Below are 15,757 nucleotides of genomic sequence, written 5' to 3'. Positions count from 1 at the left end.
CCGCTGCGCATGGCCACTGCTGAACCCCACCCCACGGACGAGGCACTGATCGCGCGCTACCTCGAACACGCGCGCGTAGAGCGCCGGCTGGCCGCGCGCACGCTCGACATCTACGCCGAACACCTGCGGCTGCTGGCCGCGAAGATCGCCGAGGCCGGGCTCGGTGCCGACCGCGTCACCGCGGCCCACATCCGCCGCTGGATGGCGCAACTGCACGGCGCCGGCCGCGAGCCGCGCGGTATCGCGCTGGTGCTGTCGTGCTGGCGCAGCTTCTACCGCTGGCTCGGCCACGAGGGCCTGGTGGCATCGAACCCGGTGCAGGACGTGCGCGCGCCCAAGGCCGGCCGGCCGCTGCCCAAGGCGCTGGCGGTCGACGACGCGGTGCGGCTGGCCGAATGGCATGACGCCGAGGCCGACCCCTGGACCGAGGCGCGCGACCGCGCGGTGGTCGAGATGCTCTACGGCTGCGGCCTGCGCGTGAGCGAGCTCACCGGCCTCGACCTGCACGCCAGCCGCGACGCCGCGGGCTGGGTCGACCTGGCCGCGGGCGAGGCGCACGTGCTGGGCAAGGGCGGCAAGCGCCGCAGCGTGCCGGTCGGCAGCAAGGCGGCCGAGGCGCTGCGCGCCTGGCTGGCGGTGCGCGCCGATGCGCCCGCGCTGGCTGCCGCGACGCTGCGCGATCCGGCCAGCGCCGCCGCGCTGTTCCTGGGCCGCACCGGCCTGCGCCTGACGCCGCAGGCGGCCTGGAAGCAGGTCCGCACGCGCAGCCTCAAGGCCGGGCTGGCCGCGCCCGTGCATCCGCACATGCTGCGCCACTCCTTCGCCAGCCATGTGCTGCAATCGAGCAGCGACCTGCGCGCGGTGCAGGAGCTGCTGGGCCACGCCAGCATCACGACCACGCAGGTCTACACCCGGCTGGACTTCCAGCACCTGGCCAGGGCCTACGACGCCGCCCATCCGCGCGCCCAGGCGCGCACCGACGATTTTCCTGCGACTAAAGAAAAAGACACCAAATGAAGGCATTGCGGCTACGGCCTGGCAAGGAGCGCTCGCTGCTGCGGCGCCATCCCTGGGTATTCGATTCGGCCATCGCCAAGGGCAGCGGCGACGCAGGCGAGACGGTGCGCATCGAATCCAGCGAGGGCCAGTTCCTGGCCTGGGCCTCGACCAGCCCGGCCTCGAAGATCCGGGCGCGGGCCTGGAGCTTCGTGGAGACGCAGCGCATCGACGCGGCCTTCTTCCACGAGCGCGTGAAGAAGGCCGTCGACGCCCGCGGCCTGTTCGACCTGCAGAGCGACGGCGTGCGCCTGGTGCACGGCGAGGCCGACGGCCTGCCGGGCCTGATCGTCGACCGTTATGGCGACACGCTGGTTGCGCAGTTCCTGTCGGCCGGCGTCGAGCGCTGGAAGCCGGTGCTGGCCGACGCGCTGCTGGCCGCCACGGGTCTGTCGAAGCTCTATGAACGCTCCGACGCCAGCGGGCGCGAGCGCGAGGGCCTCAAGCCCGTCACGGGCTGGCTGCGCGGGGAGGGCGACACCGCCCAGGTGATCCGCGAGCACGCCTGGCGGCTGTCGCTGGACATCGCGACCGGCCACAAGACCGGCTTCTACCTCGACCAGCGCGACAGCCGGCAACGCTTCGCCGAGATGGCGCAGCACCGCAAGTTCCGCCGCGTGCTCAACTGCTTCTGCTACACGGGCGGCTTCACCGTGGCTGCGCTGGCCGGGCTGAAGGCGGCCGGTGCCCTCGAGGGCGCCGAACTGACCTCCATCGACTCCTCGCTGCCCGCGCTCGACCGCGCGCGCGCCAACCTGGCGCTCAACGGCTTCGAGGGCGCCAACGCGCAGTTCCTCGACGCCGACGTCAACGCCTCGCTGCGCCGCTTCATCGAGGAAGGCCGGACTTTCGACGCGATCGTGCTCGATCCGCCCAAGTTCGCGCCCACCGTGGCCCATGCCGAGCGCGCCGCGCGCGCCTACAAGGACATCAACCGGCTCGGGCTCAAGCTGCTGGCGCCCGGTGGCGTGCTGCTGACCTTCAGCTGCTCGGGCGGCATCGGCGCCGACCTGTTCCACAAGATCGTGGCCTCGGCCGGCATCGACGCCGGCGTCGACGGCTACATCAGCGAGCGCCTGGGCGCGGCGCCCGACCACCCGATGACCATCGAATTCCCCGAAGGCGAGTACCTCAAGGGCCTGGTGGTGGTGCGCAAATAGGCTTTGCCCTTGCACGAGCGGGCGTTGGCCCGCCTCGTTAAACTTTCTGCCCTTTCCCGTTTTCGACCCTCCGGAGCATCCCATGGCCCTCATCCCCGCCACCATCCTCACCGGCTTCCTCGGCTCCGGCAAGACCACGCTGCTCAAGCGCATCCTCACCGAGGCCCACGGCCAGAAGATCGCCGTGATCGAGAACGAGTTCGGCGAGGAGAACATCGACAGCGACATCCTGGTGACCGAGTCCAAGGAGCAGATCGTGCAGATGAGCAACGGCTGCGTCTGCTGCACCATCCGCGAAGACCTGCGCGAGGCGCTGCAGCTGCTGGCCGCCAAGAAGCGCCAGGGCCTGCTGGACTTCGACCGCGTGGTGATCGAGACCACCGGCCTGGCCGACCCCGGCCCGGTGGCCCAGACCTTCTTCATGGACGACGAGATCGCCGAGAGCTACCTGCTCGACTCGATCCTGACGCTGGTCGACGCCAAGCACGCGCCGCAGCAGCTCAACGACCGCCAGGAAGCGCGCCGCCAGGTGGGCTTCGCCGACCAGATCTTCATCAGCAAGAGCGAGCTGGTGTCGGCCGAGGAGACCGACGCGCTGATCCACCGCCTCAAGCACATGAACCCGCGCGCGCCCCAGCAGAAGGTGCATTTCGGCGAAGTGCCGCTGACCAGCGTGTTCGACCTGCGCGGCTTCAACCTCAACGCCAAGCTGGACATCGACCCCGACTTCCTCAAGGAAGACGACCACGATCACGACCACGCAGGCCACGACCATGAACACGGCGAGCATTGCGACCATCCCTCGCATGCGAAAGAAGGCCACGGCCATCACCACCACCATGACGACGACGTCAAGAGCTTCGTCTACAAGGCCGACCGCGCCTTCGACCCGGCCAAGCTCGAGGACTTCCTGGGCGCCATCGTCAACATCTACGGGCCGCGCATGCTGCGCTACAAGGGCGTGCTCCACATGAAGGGCACCGACCGCAAGGTGATCTTCCAGGGCGTGCACCAGCTCATGGGCAGCGACCTGGGCCCGGAATGGGGCAAGGACGAAGCGCGCAACAGCCGGATGGTGTTCATCGGCATCGAACTGCCGCGCGACATCCTGGTGCAGGGCCTGGACCAGTGCCTGGTCTGACGCGATTGCGGCTTCGGCCCTGAAGCACGGCGCGCTTTCGCCAGGAGGCGCGCCGTTTTTTCATGGGGCCGGGTGGGGGCATGGCACCGGCCGAGCGCGCGGGCCGTGCCGATCCGGGCACCCATACTGCCTTTTTATTCAAGGTCTTCCATTCCGGGTCGAGGGACGGAAGGCCGCCGACGCCTGCGCCCGGACGGCGCAAGGCGTCGCCCTCCCGTGCGCGGCGCGGCCGTGCCGGCGGGGACAGGCAGCGCGCCAAGACCTCGCCCGCGCCCCCGAGTTCTCTATACAATCGCGCGCCTGTTCCGAGAGCCAGACCGGTCCCCCACGACGGGATGTGGCTGTCGGCACGGGGTGCCGCGTGTTTCTGGAGAGCTTTAAGGGGTATAACCCCGGGGTTCGCCGACAGGCGAGCACCTCGACAACGTGGAGCCCGCAGGGCTCCCATGGGAGGAGACACCCAGTGAAAGCGCGTTCCAGTTCGTTCAAGGAGCCAGTCACCGTGAAGAAACCCGCCGCCAAGGCAACGCCCGCCACCCGGCCCGCCGCAGCAAAGCATGCGGCGGCGGCCAAGCAGGCGTCCCCTGCGGTGAAGAAGGTTTCCGCCACCGCGCCGGCTTCTGCCCCGAAGGAGAAGAGCGCTTCCAAAAAGTCCGCAGCGTCACCGGCCAAGGCCGCGCCCGCTGCGAAAAAATCCGCCAAGCTTGTCGCTGCTGCAACCAAGACTGCAGGCGTGGGCCCATCGTCATCCAAACCTGTCGGCAGTTCCGCTGCCGTTCTTCCAGCTCCCCCGACCCCCATGAAAAAGACGGCTGCCGCCTCCACTTCCGCCCCGGCGACAACTTCGACCGCGACCATCGCCACGCCTCCAGCGCCCGCCGCACGCGGCGGACGGGTCTCGCGCCTGTCGCAACTGACCGTGCCTTCGATGGCCCAGTCGGTCGCTTCGACCGCCGCCAAGTCCAGCTTCACCCAGATCGTGTCGACCGCCCTGGTGCCGCCGCCGCATGTGGCCGTGAAGAAAGACCCGAAGCTCGCCAACAACTGGAAGACCAAGACCGCCGAGGAACTGGTCGATGCCGAGGTCATCGCCATGCCCGACGCCGAGTACATGAACGACAAGCAGATGGCGTTCTTCCGCCTGAAGCTGGTCGAGCTCAAGCGCGGCATCCTCGAGAACGCCGGCGAGACCACCGAGCACCTGCGCGAAGACACCGTCGTCGTGCCGGACCCGGCCGACCGCGCGACCATCGAGGAAGAGCATGCGCTGGAACTGCGCACGCGCGACCGCGAACGCAAGCTGCTCAAGAAGATCGAGCAATCGATCCAGCGCATCGATGCCGGCGACTACGGCTACTGCGACGAGACCGGCGAGCCGATCGGCGTCGGCCGCCTGCTGGCCCGCCCGACCGCCACGCTGTCGCTCGAAGCGCAGCAACGCCGCGAACTCAAGCAGAAGATGTTCGGTGACTAGCCTGCGTGCGTGTCCCGTGCTGTGGCTGACCCGGCTTCCGGTTCGGGCGCAGCCTTGCATGGGCGTGCGTGGCGCTGGCCACGACGCGGCTTCGGGTTCCTGACGGGAAGGCCATGTCCAAGGAAGAACCGTCCGGCCGCCTGCTCTCGAAAGTGGCCAAGTTCGTGCGCAATCCGCTCAAGGACTGGACCGAGCTCGATGCGCAGGAGACCGGCACCGACGAGAACGGCTACAGCCGCGAGATGCTCAAGGAGATGATCGAGCGGCGCCAGCGCAACGACTTCGTGCGCCGCCGCGAGTTCGACGTGCTGCGCAAGCTGCGCCAGCGCGAGGCCGCCGGCGCACACGACCCCGACCAGCCGTCCTCGCTCAACGTCGGCAACTCCTCGGGCAAGACCGAGGGGCGGGCCCTGACGCTCAAGAAGATCGACGAGATCGAAGAGCAGATGTCCCAACAGTGGTGGAAGGGCGGCCCGGCCGAGGAATCGGTCTCGTCGGTCAATCCCGAGGAACTGGCCGCGCAGCGTGCCCGCGCCTACGCCGACACCACGCCCGGCCTGCCGCCCGAACACGCGGTGCCTGCCGCGTCGTCCCCCATGGCCGTCGACCACGCGCCGTCCAGCGTGCCGTCGCCGTTGCTGGTCTACGACAGCGCGCTCGACGAGGCCGCGATCCGCTTTGCGCATGGCGACGATGCCGGTGCCGAATCGATCCTGCTGCAGAGCCTGGTGGTCGAAGGCCAGGTCGATCACAACGAGAACTGGCTGGCGCTGCTCGACCTCTACCGCGCGACCGGCGATGCCGAGAAATTCGCGGCCGCCAGCACCCGCTACGCCCAGCGCCTCAAGCGCAACGGCCCCGCCTGGGTGTCGCTGCGCGCGCTCGCGCGCAACGTGAAGACCCAGGCGGCCGTCGGTGGCAGCCACGAGGCCGACTGGCGCAGCCCGGCCCAGGTCACGCGCGAAAGCCTGGCCGAGCTCACGCGGGCGCTGTCCGCGGCCGGCAATGTCTGGACGCTCGACTGGCGGCTGTTGAGCGGCATCGAGCCCAATGCGGCCGGGCCCTTGCGCGCGCTGTTCGCCCACTGGGCGGCGTCGCCGGTCGACATGCGTTTCCTGGGCGCCGGGCGCCTGCTGGCGGTGCTCGAAAAGGCCACGCCGGTCAACGAACGAAACACCGAACAGGGATGGTGGCAGTTGCGCATGGCGGCGCTGCGGCTGCTGAACCTGGTCGACCCCTTCGAGCTGGCCGCGCTCAACTACTGCATCACCTACGAGGTGTCGCCGCCGCCCTGGGAAGACCCGCGCGGCCGTTGCCTGGCATCGGATGCCTCGGCCGCGCCCCGTTCCGGCCCGATGGGCCTCTCGGCCGCTGCCCTGCCCGCGGCGAACGCCGGACCGGACTCGATGCGAGCCACGCTGGCCGGCGACCTGAGCGGTGATTCGGTCTCGACCTGGCGCCGGCTCGATGCCGAGATTGCCGAGGCCGGCACCAGCCATCCGGCGGGCGCCGCCACCATTTCCTGCGCCGCGCTGGTGCGGCTCGATCTCGCGGCCGCGGGCACGCTGCTGAACTGGGTCACCGAACGCGACGCCAGCGGCCAGCGCGTGCAGTTCGTCGATGCGCACCGGCTGATCGCGGCCTTCTTCAAGGTGGTGGGCATCGCCGACCACGCGCTGGTGCGGGTGCGCGAGAACTAGGGTGGTGGGCGTCCGGTCCCGCGATCCGGGGTCACCGCGGCACCCATGAAGAGCGGGGCCTCTACGGTCAAGGTGTGGTCCTTCCAGGCCGAGGCTCAACTGCATGCCCTGCTGCGCGACAGCCTGCTGACGGGGCACTGGACGCATGTGTCTCCGGATGAGACGGCGGCGTACCGCTTCATGTGTCTGGCCATGGCGGAACGCGGGTTGTCGTGCGGCGTCCATCCGCCGGTCTGGGGTTGGCATTCCTGCGGCGCACACCAGCGGCCGCCCGGTGCTGAGGTGGCGCGCATGCTGCTGAGCGACGACCAGCTGGAAGATGGCCGGATGGTGCTGCTCGAACTCGACTGTCCTGCCGACCAGGTGCTGCTTTCCGACTATGGCGCCTGGTGCGACAGCGTCTACTTCGCAGAGGCGGCGGCGCGCTGGTCGGACACCCCGCAAAAGGCGCGCCGACTGTTCGAGACCGACAGTGCGGCCCTGACGCCGGATGCGCTGATCCAGGCGACGCTGCCCTGCATTCGCCGCGATTGGCTTGTCCAGGCGCGGCAGCTCGCGCTGGACGCGCAGGGCGGGGTACGCATCCTCGATGCGCCATGTCCTCCGCAGGGCTTCTGACGCCCGCCCGCTCTTGCATTGGGGCCGGGTGACCCCAAGTGGCTCCGATGGAACAATTTCACGGAACCACGATCATCAGCGTGCGCCGCAAGGGCCCCGGGGGCGACCAGGTCGCCATCGGCGGCGACGGGCAGGTCACGCTCGGCAACATCGTCATCAAGGGCTCGGCGCGCAAGGTGCGCCGGCTGCACCACGGCAAGGTCATCGCGGGCTTTGCCGGTGCCACGGCCGATGCCTTCACTCTGTTCGAGCGTTTCGAGGCCAAGCTCGAGAAGCACCAGGGCCAGCTGGCCCGCGCCGCGGTCGAGCTGACCAAGGACTGGCGCACCGACCGCGTGCTGCGCCGCCTCGAGGCCATGCTGGCCGTGGCCGACGCCACCACCTCGCTGATCATCACCGGCAACGGCGACGTGCTCGAGCCCGAAGACGGCATCGTGGCCATCGGTTCGGGCGGTGCCTATGCCCAGTCGGCTGCCAAGGCATTGCTCGAGAACACCGAGCTCTCGGCCGCGGAGATCGTCAAGAAGTCGCTCGAGATCGCCGCCGACCTCTGCATCTACACCAACATGCACCACACGATTGAGACGCTCTGACATGTCCATGACCCCGCAGGAGATCGTCTCCGAACTCGACAACCACATCGTCGGCCAGCCGGACGCCAAGCGCGCCGTGGCCATTGCGCTGCGCAACCGCTGGCGCCGCCAGCAGGTCGAAGGCACGCTGCGCCACGAGATCACGCCCAAGAACATCCTGATGATCGGCCCGACGGGTGTCGGCAAGACCGAGATCGCACGCCGCCTGGCGCGGCTGGCCGATGCGCCCTTCATCAAGGTCGAGGCCACCAAGTTCACCGAGGTCGGCTACGTCGGCAAGGACGTCGACGCGATCATCCGCGACCTGGCCGAGATCGCGGTCAAGCAGACCCGCGAGAAGGAAAGCACCAAGGTGCGCATGCGCGCCGAGGACGCGGCCGAGGAGCGCATCCTCGACGTGCTGCTGCCGCCCGCGCGCGGTGCCGACGGCGCCGCGGTGCTGGACGCGCCCAACCCCACCCGCCAGGCCTTCCGCAAGAAGCTGCGCGAGCACGAGCTCGACGACAAGGAGATCGAGCTCGACCTGGCCGAGACCCGCACGCCGCTCGAGATCATGGGCCCCGCCGGCATGGAGGAGATGACCGAGCAATTGCGCGGCATGTTTGGCCAGATGGGCGGCGCCAAGCGCAAGACGCGCAAGCTCAAGATCGCCGAGGCGATGCGCCTGCTGATCGACGAGGAGGCCGGCAAGCTGGTCAACGAGGAAGAGATCCGCGCCCAGGCCATCGCCAACGCCGAGCAGAACGGCATCGTGTTCATCGACGAGATCGACAAGGTCGCCACCCGCGCCGAGGCGCAGGGCAGCGACGTGTCGCGCCAGGGCGTGCAGCGCGACCTGCTGCCGCTGGTCGAGGGCACGGCCGTGAGCACCAAGTACGGCGTGGTGCGCACCGACCACATCCTGTTCATCGCCAGCGGCGCGTTCCATGTGAGCAAGCCCAGCGACCTGATCCCCGAGCTGCAGGGCCGCTTCCCGATCCGCGTCGAGCTGCAGTCGCTGTCGGTGGCCGATTTCGAGGCCATCCTCACGCAGACCCGTGCTTCGCTGGTCAAGCAGTACCAGGCCCTGCTGGCCACCGAAGGCGTGACCATCGAGTTCGCGCCCGAAGGCATCACGCGGCTGGCGAGCATCGCCTTCGAGGTCAACGAGCGCACCGAGAACATCGGCGCACGGCGGCTGTCGACGGTGATGGAGCGGCTGCTCGACGAGATCAGCTTCGACGCCACCAAGCTGTCCGGTCAGACGGTCCGCATCGACGCGGCCTACGTCGATCAGCGGCTTGCGGCACTAAGTCACGACGAGGACCTGTCGCGTTTCATCCTTTGAGGCGGACTGCAACGGCCTGTCGGTTCACGCAACACATTCACTGCGTGAGCTAAGTGCTTCATTTGCAACGGAATTCGCGGTTTCCGAAGGTTCGGAAACCGCGCTAAGTCGTTGATTCCATTACAAAAAATACTCGCGACGCCTGATTGCACGCCTGAACTTTGCTGCTACAGTGGAAAAAAGTGCAGTTAAGTGGGAAAAAGTGTCGGTTAGTGCCTCGTCGAGGTGCCCGCGCTGTCCCATCACAAGGGTTTCGTGGCCGTGTTTCAAGGCGCTTCATCGCTGAGTCTGGATGCCAAGGGTCGCCTTTCAGTGCCGACCCGGCATCGTGACGTGCTGGCCGCAACGGCCGGCGGTCAACTCACGATCACCCGTCATCCGCACGGCTGCCTGATGGTCTTCCCGCGCCCGGCCTGGGAAGAGTTCCGCGAACGCATCGCCGCGATGTCGCTCAAGGACCAGTGGCTCAAGCGCCTGTTCCTCGGCAACGCGATGGACGTCGACATGGACGGCACCGGCCGCGTGCTGGTGTCGCCCGAACTGCGGGCCGCGGCCAACATCTCGCGTGACGCGCTGCTGCTGGGCATGGGCAGTCACTTCGAGCTGTGGGACAAGGCCACGCACGACGCCAAGGAGGCCGAGGCCCTGCAGGCCGGCCTTGCTTCGGAGTCCTTCCAGGACCTCGCTTTCTGATGACGAGTGCTGCCTTGGACACTTCATGGACCCACACCACCGTCTTGCTGGAGGAAGCGGTCGACGCACTGACCGCCGACCGGCCGGACGCGCTCGGTGGCACCTTTGTCGATGCCACCTTCGGCCGCGGGGGACACACCCGGCGGCTGCTGGAAAAACTGGCGCCGGAGGCCCGGCTCATCGCGTTCGACAAGGACGCGGAAGCGGTGGCCGAAGCAGCGCGCATCACCGATGCGCGTTTTTCGATTCGGCACCAGGGTTTCAAGAATCTGGGGGAGCTGCCGCCACGCAGCGTGACCGGCTTGCTCATGGACTTGGGCATCAGCTCTCCGCAGATCGACAACCCCGCACGGGGTTTTTCTTTTCGTTTCGACGGCCCGCTCGACATGCGCATGGACACCACGCGCGGCGAAAGCGTGGCCGACTGGCTGGCGACGGCCGAAACTCAGCAGATTGCAGAGGTGATTCGTGACTATGGCGAAGAACGGTTTGCTGTTCAGATTGCAAAGGCGATTGATGCTCGCCGACAAGAACGGGGCCCAATTTCAACCACCACCGAGCTGGCCGAGCTCGTGGCTGGCGCGGTCAAAACCCGCGAGCAGGGCCAGAACCCTGCAACGCGCACATTTCAGGCTCTTCGGATTTTCATCAACGCCGAGCTTGAAGAGCTGCAACAAGCGCTAGAGGCCAGCCTCTCGGTGCTCGAACCCGGCGGGCGGCTCGCGGTGATCGCGTTCCACTCGCTCGAAGACCGGATCGTCAAGCAGTTCATCGCGACCCACTCGAAGGAGGTCTACGACCGCCGCGCGCCCTTCGCGGCGCCCAAGGTGATGAAGCTGCGCGCGCTCGGCCGGGTCCGCCCGTCGGCGGCCGAGGTGGCGGGCAACCCCCGCTCGCGCAGCGCGATCCTGCGCATCGCGGAGCGCACCGAGAGCTGACATGGCGCGCCTCAACGTGCTCCTGCTGATGGCCGTGATGGCGACCGCGCTGTTCCTGGTCCACACGCAGTACCGCTCGCGTCTGCTCTTCACCGAGCTCGACCGCGCCAACACCGAAGCGCGCCGGCTCGAGGTCGACGGCGATCGGCTGCAGGTCGAGAAGCGGGCCCAGGCCACGCCGCTGCGCGTCGAGCGGCTGGCCAAGGAGCAGCTCAAGATGCGCACCACCACGCCGGCGATCACGCAGTACGTGCGCCCCGACGGCACGGTGATCCCGCCGATCCCGGCGCCGCCCCCGGCGCCGCCGGCAGCGCGAAGGGGCGGTTGATGGCCCGCAACAGCCGCAGCGTCCAGTACACGACCAGCCCCTTGCTCGCGAGCAAGACGCCGGTCTGGCGCAGCAAGTTCATCGTGGCCGCGATCGCGCTCGGCTTCGTGGTGCTGGCCGCCCGCGCCACCTATGTGCAGGTGATCGGCAACGACTTCTTCCAGCGCCAGGGCGAGGTGCGCTTCGCGCGCACGCTCGAGCTCCCGGCCAACCGCGGCCGCATCCTCGACCGCAACGGCCTGCTGCTGGCGTCGAGCGTGGTCGCGCCCAGCATCTGGGCCATCCCGGAAGACGTCGAGCGCAACGACCCCGAGGTGCGGGCCAAGCTCAGGCAGGTGGCCAAGCTGCTGGGCATGGCGCAGAAGGATTTCGACAAGAAGCTCGAGGACGAGGACAAGACCTTCGTCTGGATCCAGCGCCAGGTCGATGCGCCCATCGCCAAGCAGATCGCCGACCTCAACCTCAAGGGCATCTACCAGCGCAAGGAATACAAGCGCCAGTACCCCGAAGGCGAGGCCGCCGCGCACGTGGTCGGCTTCACCAACGTGGAAGACCACGGCCAGGAAGGCATCGAGCTCGCGTTCGACAAGGAGCTGGCCGGCAAGGCCGGCTCGCGCCGCGTGATCAAGGACCGGCTGGGCCGCGTGGTCGAGGGCGTGGGCGAGACCGTGCCGCCGCTCGACGGCAAGGACATCCAGCTCAGCGTCGACAGCAAGGTGCAGTTCTTCGCCTACCAGAAGCTGCGCGACGCGGTGATCGCACGCAAGGCCAAGGCCGGCAGCGTGGTGGTGCTCGACGCCATCACCGGCGAAGTGCTGGCGCTGGCCAACTACCCGAGCTACGTGCCCGACAAGCGCCAGAACCTGACCGGCGAACAGCTGCGCAACCGCGCCATCACCGACACCTTCGAGCCCGGCTCGACCATGAAGCCGATCACCGTCGGGATGGCGCTCGAGGCGGGCCGCGTCAAGCCGTCGACCATCATCGACACCGCCCCCGGCCGCTACCAGATCGGCGGCTTCACCATCAGCGACACGCACAACTACGGCGCGCTGACGGTCGAGGGCGTGATCCAGAAGTCCAGCAACGTCGGCGCGCTCAAGATCGCGCAGAAGATGACGCCCCACGAGATGTGGGACACCTACACCGCGCTCGGCTACGGCCAGAAGCCGCAGATCCAGTTCCCCGGCGCGGTCACCGGCCGGCTGCGGCCCTGGAAGAACTGGAAGCCGGTCGAGCAGGCCACCATGGCCTACGGCTACGGCCTGTCGGCCTCGCTGTTTCAGATGGCACATTCGTACACCTCCTTCGCGCACGACGGCAGCATCATCCCGGTGACCATGCTGAAGAGTTCGGAGCCGGCCGTCGGCGTGCGCGTGTTCTCGGCCGAGAACGCGCACGCGGTGCGCAAGATGCTGCAGATGGCCGCGGGCCCCGGCGGCACCGGCCAGCTGGCGCAGACCGTGGGCTATTCCGTCGGCGGCAAGTCCGGCACCGCGCACAAGCAGGTCGGCAAGGGCTACGCCAGCAACAAGTACCGCGCCTGGTTCACCGGCATGGCGCCGATCGAGACGCCGCGCATCATCGTGGGCGTGATGATCGACGAGCCCGGTGACGGCCGCTACTTCGGCGGCATCGCCGCCGCCCCGGTGTTCAGCGAAGTGGTGCAGCAGACGCTGCGCATGATGAATGTGGCGCCCGACCTGGCGGTGAAGCCGCTGGTCCTGACCAAGGGCGTCGACGAGAGTTTCTAATGGACGACGAACGCCTCCTTTCCAGCCCCAACGAAGCCGCGCACTGGCTGCGTTCGTGCGTGCCGGGCGACCTGCATGCAGACAGCCGCCGCGTCGGCGACGGCGACGCCTTCATCGCCTGGCCCGGCGCCGCCACCGACGGCCGCGCCCATGTGGCCGCGGCGCTGGCGCAGGGCGCGGTCGCCTGCCTAGTCGAGCGCGAGGGCGTCGAGGCCTTCGGCTTCGAACACGAGGGCATCGCATCCTTCCCCGGCCTCAAGGCCGCCACCGGCCCGATCGCATCCTCCTTCTACGGCCAGCCCTCGAGCCAGATCCCGCTGATCGCCGTCACCGGCACCAACGGCAAGACCTCGACCGCCTGGTGGCTGGCCGAGGCGCTGTCGCAGCGGCCCGGCCAGGGACCCTGCGCGCTGGTCGGCACGCTGGGCATCGGCGTGCCGCCCGACATGGTCCACACCGGCCTGACCACGCCCGACCCGGTGATGCTGCAGCGCGAGCTGCGCGGTTTCGTGGCGCGCGGCTTCAGCGCCTGCGCCATCGAGGCCTCGTCGATCGGCATCGCCGAGCGCCGGCTCGACGGCTGCGAGATCCGCGTGGCGGTGTTCACCAACTTCACGCAGGACCACCTCGACTACCACGGCGACATGGACGCCTACTGGGAAGCCAAGGCCGAGCTGTTCCGCTGGCCGGGCCTGGGCGCGGCGGTGGTCAACATCGACGACCTGCACGGCGCGAGCCTGGTGGCCCAGCTGATCGACCGCGGCACCGGCGCGCTCGACATCTGGACCACCTCCGCCAACGGCGGCGCGGCGCGGCTGATGGCCCAGAACATCCACTACGGCGCCGAAGGCCTGTCCTTCGAGGTGGTCGAGCAGGGCGCAGCGCCGCAGCCGCTCGCCACGCAGCTCATCGGCCAGTACAACGTGGCCAACCTGCTGGGCGTGATCGGTGCGCTGCGCGCGCTGGGCATGACGCTGGTGCAGGCGGTCGACGCCTGCCGCGGCCTGCACAGCGTGCCCGGCCGCATGGAGCGCGTCGCGCTGCCCGGTCGGCCGCTGGCGGTGGTCGACTACGCCCACACGCCCGATGCGCTCGACAAGGCGCTGGCCGGCCTGCGCCCGCTGGCCGACCAACGCGGCGGCAAGCTGTGGTGCGTGTTCGGCTGCGGTGGCGACCGCGATGCGACCAAGCGCCCGATGATGGCCGCCGTGGCCGAGCGCCAGGCCGACCGCGTGGTGCTGACCAGCGACAACCCGCGCAGCGAGAAGCCGGCCGCCATCCTGAGCCAGATCTTGCTGGGCCTGTCCCGGCCCGAGGCGGCCCAGGTCGAGCCCGACCGTGCCGCCGCCATCGCGGCCACGCTAGCCCAGGCCGCGCCCGAAGACGTGGTGCTGATCGCCGGCAAGGGTCACGAGGCCTGGCAGGAGATCGCGGGCGAGCGCATCGTGTTCTCCGACCGTGTGCATGCCATCGACGCGTTGACGGCAAGGGGCGCCGCATGACGCAAGCCAACGCCACCATGACGACGCTGGGCCAGGTGCTGGCCTGGGTGCCCGGCGCCCGCCTGGTGGGCGACCCCGCCACGCCGATCGCGCGCGTGCACTCCGACAGCCGCACGCTGCAGCCCGGCGACCTGTTCGTCGCGCTCAAGGGCGAACGCTTCGATGCCAACGCCTTCCTGGCCGAGGCCCGCGCCAGCGGCGCCGTCGCGGCCATCGCCCACGGCGGCCTGCGCGAAGCCGGCCTGGCGGGCCTCGAGGTGCCCGACACCCTGCAGGCCCTGGGCGCGCTGGCGGCCGGATGGCGCGCGCAGTTCGCGCTGCCGCTGGTGGCCGTGACCGGCAGCAACGGCAAGACCACCGTCACGCAGATGATCGCGACGATCCTGCAGGCCGCCTGGGGCGAGCGCGCGTTCGCCACGGTCGGCAACTTCAACAACGAGATCGGCCTGCCGCTCACGCTGCTGCGGCTGCGCCCGCAGCACCAGCTCGCGGTGGTCGAACTGGGCATGAACCATCCGGGCGAGATCGCGCGGCTGGCGGCCATCGCCAAGCCGACCATCGCCCTGGTCAACAACGCGCAGCGCGAGCACCAGGAATTCATGCGCACCGTCGAGGCGGTGGCGCTGGAGAACGCGGCCGTGTTCTCGGCGCTGCCCGACAACGGCACCGCGGTGTTCCCGGCCGATGACGCCTTCACCCCGCTGTGGAACGAGATCGCGCGCGAAGGCGCGACGCGCCGCTGCATGACCTTCGGCGACACGCCCGATGCCGACATTTCGCTGGGCAGCGCGACCTGGGCGCATGGCGCCTGGCAGGTCGAGGTGCGCACGCCGCTCGGCGCCTTCCACACGACATTGCGCATCGCCGGACGCCACAACGTGATCAACGCGCTGGCCGCCACGGCCTGCGCGCTGGCCACCGGCGTGTCGGTCGAGAAGATCGCCGAGGGCCTGGCGGCCTTCGAGCCGGTCAAGGGCCGCTCGCGCGCGCTCGAACTGCAGATGGCCGACGACCGCACGCTGGTGCTGATCGACGACAGCTACAACGCCAACCCCGACTCCGTGCGCGCCGCCATCGACGTGCTGGCCGCGCTGCCCGGGCCGCGCCTGCTGGTGCTGGGCGACATGGCCGAGGTGGGTGACCAGTCCGAGGGCTTCCATGCCGAAGTCGGCACCTGGGCGCGCGAGCAGGGCATCGACGTGCTGTTCGCGCTGGGCGACGCCACGGCGCACAGCGTCGCGGCCTTCGACGACGCGCGCCAGCGCCGTGACGGCCGGCACTTCGGCGACATCGACGCGCTGCAGGCCGCGGTGCGCGAACAACTGCCCCGTACCGCCAGCGTGCTGGTCAAGGGCTCGCGCTCCATGCGCATGGAGCGGGTGGTGCAGGCCGTGACGGCCGCCGCCGTGAATCTCGCGTCGAACGACGACAACAACAACAAGGAGGCCGGTCATGCTGCATGAGCCGCGCAAC

14 protein-coding genes are annotated in these 15,757 nt (G+C 69.1%); all 14 read left to right on the top strand.

Going from position 1 to position 15,757, the window contains the following annotated elements; translation table 11 throughout:
• Positions 1 to 9: 9 nt before the first annotated feature.
• The 14 genes from K0H49_RS07010 to K0H49_RS06945 all read left to right on the top strand — a co-directional run bounded on the left by K0H49_RS07010 (position 10) and on the right by K0H49_RS06945 (position 15,747).
• Positions 10 to 1,017 (top strand): tyrosine recombinase XerC, encoded by a 1,008-nt coding sequence (locus K0H49_RS07010; RefSeq protein ID WP_219210621.1) that lies wholly within the window; start codon positions 10 to 12, stop codon positions 1,015 to 1,017.
• The gene (locus K0H49_RS07005; RefSeq protein ID WP_219210615.1) at positions 1,014 to 2,216 is read left to right on the top strand and encodes a class I SAM-dependent rRNA methyltransferase; all 1,203 of its coding nucleotides are present in this window, start codon (positions 1,014 to 1,016) and stop codon (positions 2,214 to 2,216) included. The genes K0H49_RS07010 and K0H49_RS07005 overlap by 4 nt, the downstream gene beginning before the upstream one ends.
• 82 nt (positions 2,217 to 2,298) lie before the next feature.
• Positions 2,299 to 3,357, top strand: a complete 1,059-nt coding sequence (locus K0H49_RS07000; protein WP_219210613.1) for a CobW family GTP-binding protein — start codon at positions 2,299 to 2,301, stop codon at positions 3,355 to 3,357.
• 799 nt (positions 3,358 to 4,156) lie between these two features.
• Positions 4,157 to 4,831, top strand: coding sequence for an RNA polymerase-binding protein DksA (gene dksA / locus K0H49_RS06995; RefSeq protein WP_257624614.1), 675 nt, complete (start codon positions 4,157 to 4,159; stop codon positions 4,829 to 4,831).
• Between the two features lie 113 nt (positions 4,832 to 4,944).
• Positions 4,945 to 6,531, top strand: coding sequence for an STAS domain-containing protein (locus tag K0H49_RS06990; RefSeq protein ID WP_219210611.1), 1,587 nt, complete (start codon positions 4,945 to 4,947; stop codon positions 6,529 to 6,531).
• A 45-nt stretch (positions 6,532 to 6,576) separates the two neighbouring features.
• Complete coding sequence (locus tag K0H49_RS06985) at positions 6,577 to 7,149, top strand: DUF3841 domain-containing protein (RefSeq protein WP_219210610.1); 573 nt, start codon at positions 6,577 to 6,579, stop codon at positions 7,147 to 7,149.
• Between the two features lie 47 nt (positions 7,150 to 7,196).
• Positions 7,197 to 7,742, top strand: coding sequence for an ATP-dependent protease subunit HslV (hslV, locus tag K0H49_RS06980; protein WP_219210609.1), 546 nt, complete (start codon positions 7,197 to 7,199; stop codon positions 7,740 to 7,742).
• A gap of 1 nt (position 7,743) precedes the next feature.
• Positions 7,744 to 9,069, top strand: a complete 1,326-nt coding sequence (gene hslU / locus K0H49_RS06975) for an ATP-dependent protease ATPase subunit HslU (protein WP_219210600.1) — start codon at positions 7,744 to 7,746, stop codon at positions 9,067 to 9,069.
• A 261-nt stretch (positions 9,070 to 9,330) separates the two neighbouring features.
• On the top strand, positions 9,331 to 9,762 hold the full coding sequence (gene mraZ / locus K0H49_RS06970; RefSeq protein ID WP_219213087.1) for a division/cell wall cluster transcriptional repressor MraZ: 432 nt from the start codon (positions 9,331 to 9,333) through the stop codon (positions 9,760 to 9,762).
• Between the two features lie 14 nt (positions 9,763 to 9,776).
• Positions 9,777 to 10,700 carry a 16S rRNA (cytosine(1402)-N(4))-methyltransferase RsmH gene (gene rsmH / locus K0H49_RS06965; protein WP_219210599.1) on the top strand — a complete coding sequence of 308 codons (924 nt, stop codon included), beginning with the start codon at positions 9,777 to 9,779 and terminating at the stop codon, positions 10,698 to 10,700.
• A gap of 1 nt (position 10,701) precedes the next feature.
• A complete protein-coding gene (gene ftsL / locus K0H49_RS06960) occupies positions 10,702 to 11,028 on the top strand; it encodes a cell division protein FtsL (protein ID WP_219210598.1) in 327 nt (108 codons plus the stop codon).
• Positions 11,028 to 12,782 carry a peptidoglycan D,D-transpeptidase FtsI family protein gene (locus tag K0H49_RS06955; protein ID WP_183024649.1) on the top strand — a complete coding sequence of 585 codons (1,755 nt, stop codon included), beginning with the start codon at positions 11,028 to 11,030 and terminating at the stop codon, positions 12,780 to 12,782. The genes ftsL and K0H49_RS06955 overlap by 1 nt, the downstream gene beginning before the upstream one ends.
• Positions 12,782 to 14,284 carry a UDP-N-acetylmuramoyl-L-alanyl-D-glutamate--2,6-diaminopimelate ligase gene (locus tag K0H49_RS06950; RefSeq protein ID WP_219210597.1) on the top strand — a complete coding sequence of 501 codons (1,503 nt, stop codon included), beginning with the start codon at positions 12,782 to 12,784 and terminating at the stop codon, positions 14,282 to 14,284. Before K0H49_RS06955 ends, K0H49_RS06950 begins: the two co-directional genes overlap by 1 nt.
• A complete protein-coding gene (locus K0H49_RS06945; protein ID WP_257624613.1) occupies positions 14,281 to 15,747 on the top strand; it encodes a UDP-N-acetylmuramoyl-tripeptide--D-alanyl-D-alanine ligase in 1,467 nt (488 codons plus the stop codon). The genes K0H49_RS06950 and K0H49_RS06945 overlap by 4 nt, the downstream gene beginning before the upstream one ends.
• The last annotated feature ends 10 nt before the right edge of the window (positions 15,748 to 15,757 follow it).

The sequence above is a fragment of the Variovorax boronicumulans genome (assembly GCF_019352895.1).
GTDB classification, from domain to species: domain Bacteria; phylum Pseudomonadota; class Gammaproteobacteria; order Burkholderiales; family Burkholderiaceae_C; genus Variovorax; species Variovorax boronicumulans_A.
Note: the sequence above shows the minus strand (reverse complement) of the source record. Positions and strands in the feature narration are given on the sequence as shown.

Coding starts and splice junctions, on each gene's coding strand:
- K0H49_RS07010 (WP_219210621.1), top strand. CDS start 10: ATGGCCACTGCTGAACCCCACCCCACGGACGAGGCACTGATCGCGCGC.
- K0H49_RS07005 (WP_219210615.1), top strand. CDS start 1,014: ATGAAGGCATTGCGGCTACGGCCTGGCAAGGAGCGCTCGCTGCTGCGG.
- K0H49_RS07000 (WP_219210613.1), top strand. CDS start 2,299: ATGGCCCTCATCCCCGCCACCATCCTCACCGGCTTCCTCGGCTCCGGC.
- dksA (WP_257624614.1), top strand. CDS start 4,157: ATGAAAAAGACGGCTGCCGCCTCCACTTCCGCCCCGGCGACAACTTCG.
- K0H49_RS06990 (WP_219210611.1), top strand. CDS start 4,945: ATGTCCAAGGAAGAACCGTCCGGCCGCCTGCTCTCGAAAGTGGCCAAG.
- K0H49_RS06985 (WP_219210610.1), top strand. CDS start 6,577: ATGAAGAGCGGGGCCTCTACGGTCAAGGTGTGGTCCTTCCAGGCCGAG.
- hslV (WP_219210609.1), top strand. CDS start 7,197: ATGGAACAATTTCACGGAACCACGATCATCAGCGTGCGCCGCAAGGGC.
- hslU (WP_219210600.1), top strand. CDS start 7,744: ATGTCCATGACCCCGCAGGAGATCGTCTCCGAACTCGACAACCACATC.
- ftsL (WP_219210598.1), top strand. CDS start 10,702: ATGGCGCGCCTCAACGTGCTCCTGCTGATGGCCGTGATGGCGACCGCG.
- K0H49_RS06955 (WP_183024649.1), top strand. CDS start 11,028: ATGGCCCGCAACAGCCGCAGCGTCCAGTACACGACCAGCCCCTTGCTC.
- K0H49_RS06950 (WP_219210597.1), top strand. CDS start 12,782: ATGGACGACGAACGCCTCCTTTCCAGCCCCAACGAAGCCGCGCACTGG.
- K0H49_RS06945 (WP_257624613.1), top strand. CDS start 14,281: ATGACGCAAGCCAACGCCACCATGACGACGCTGGGCCAGGTGCTGGCC.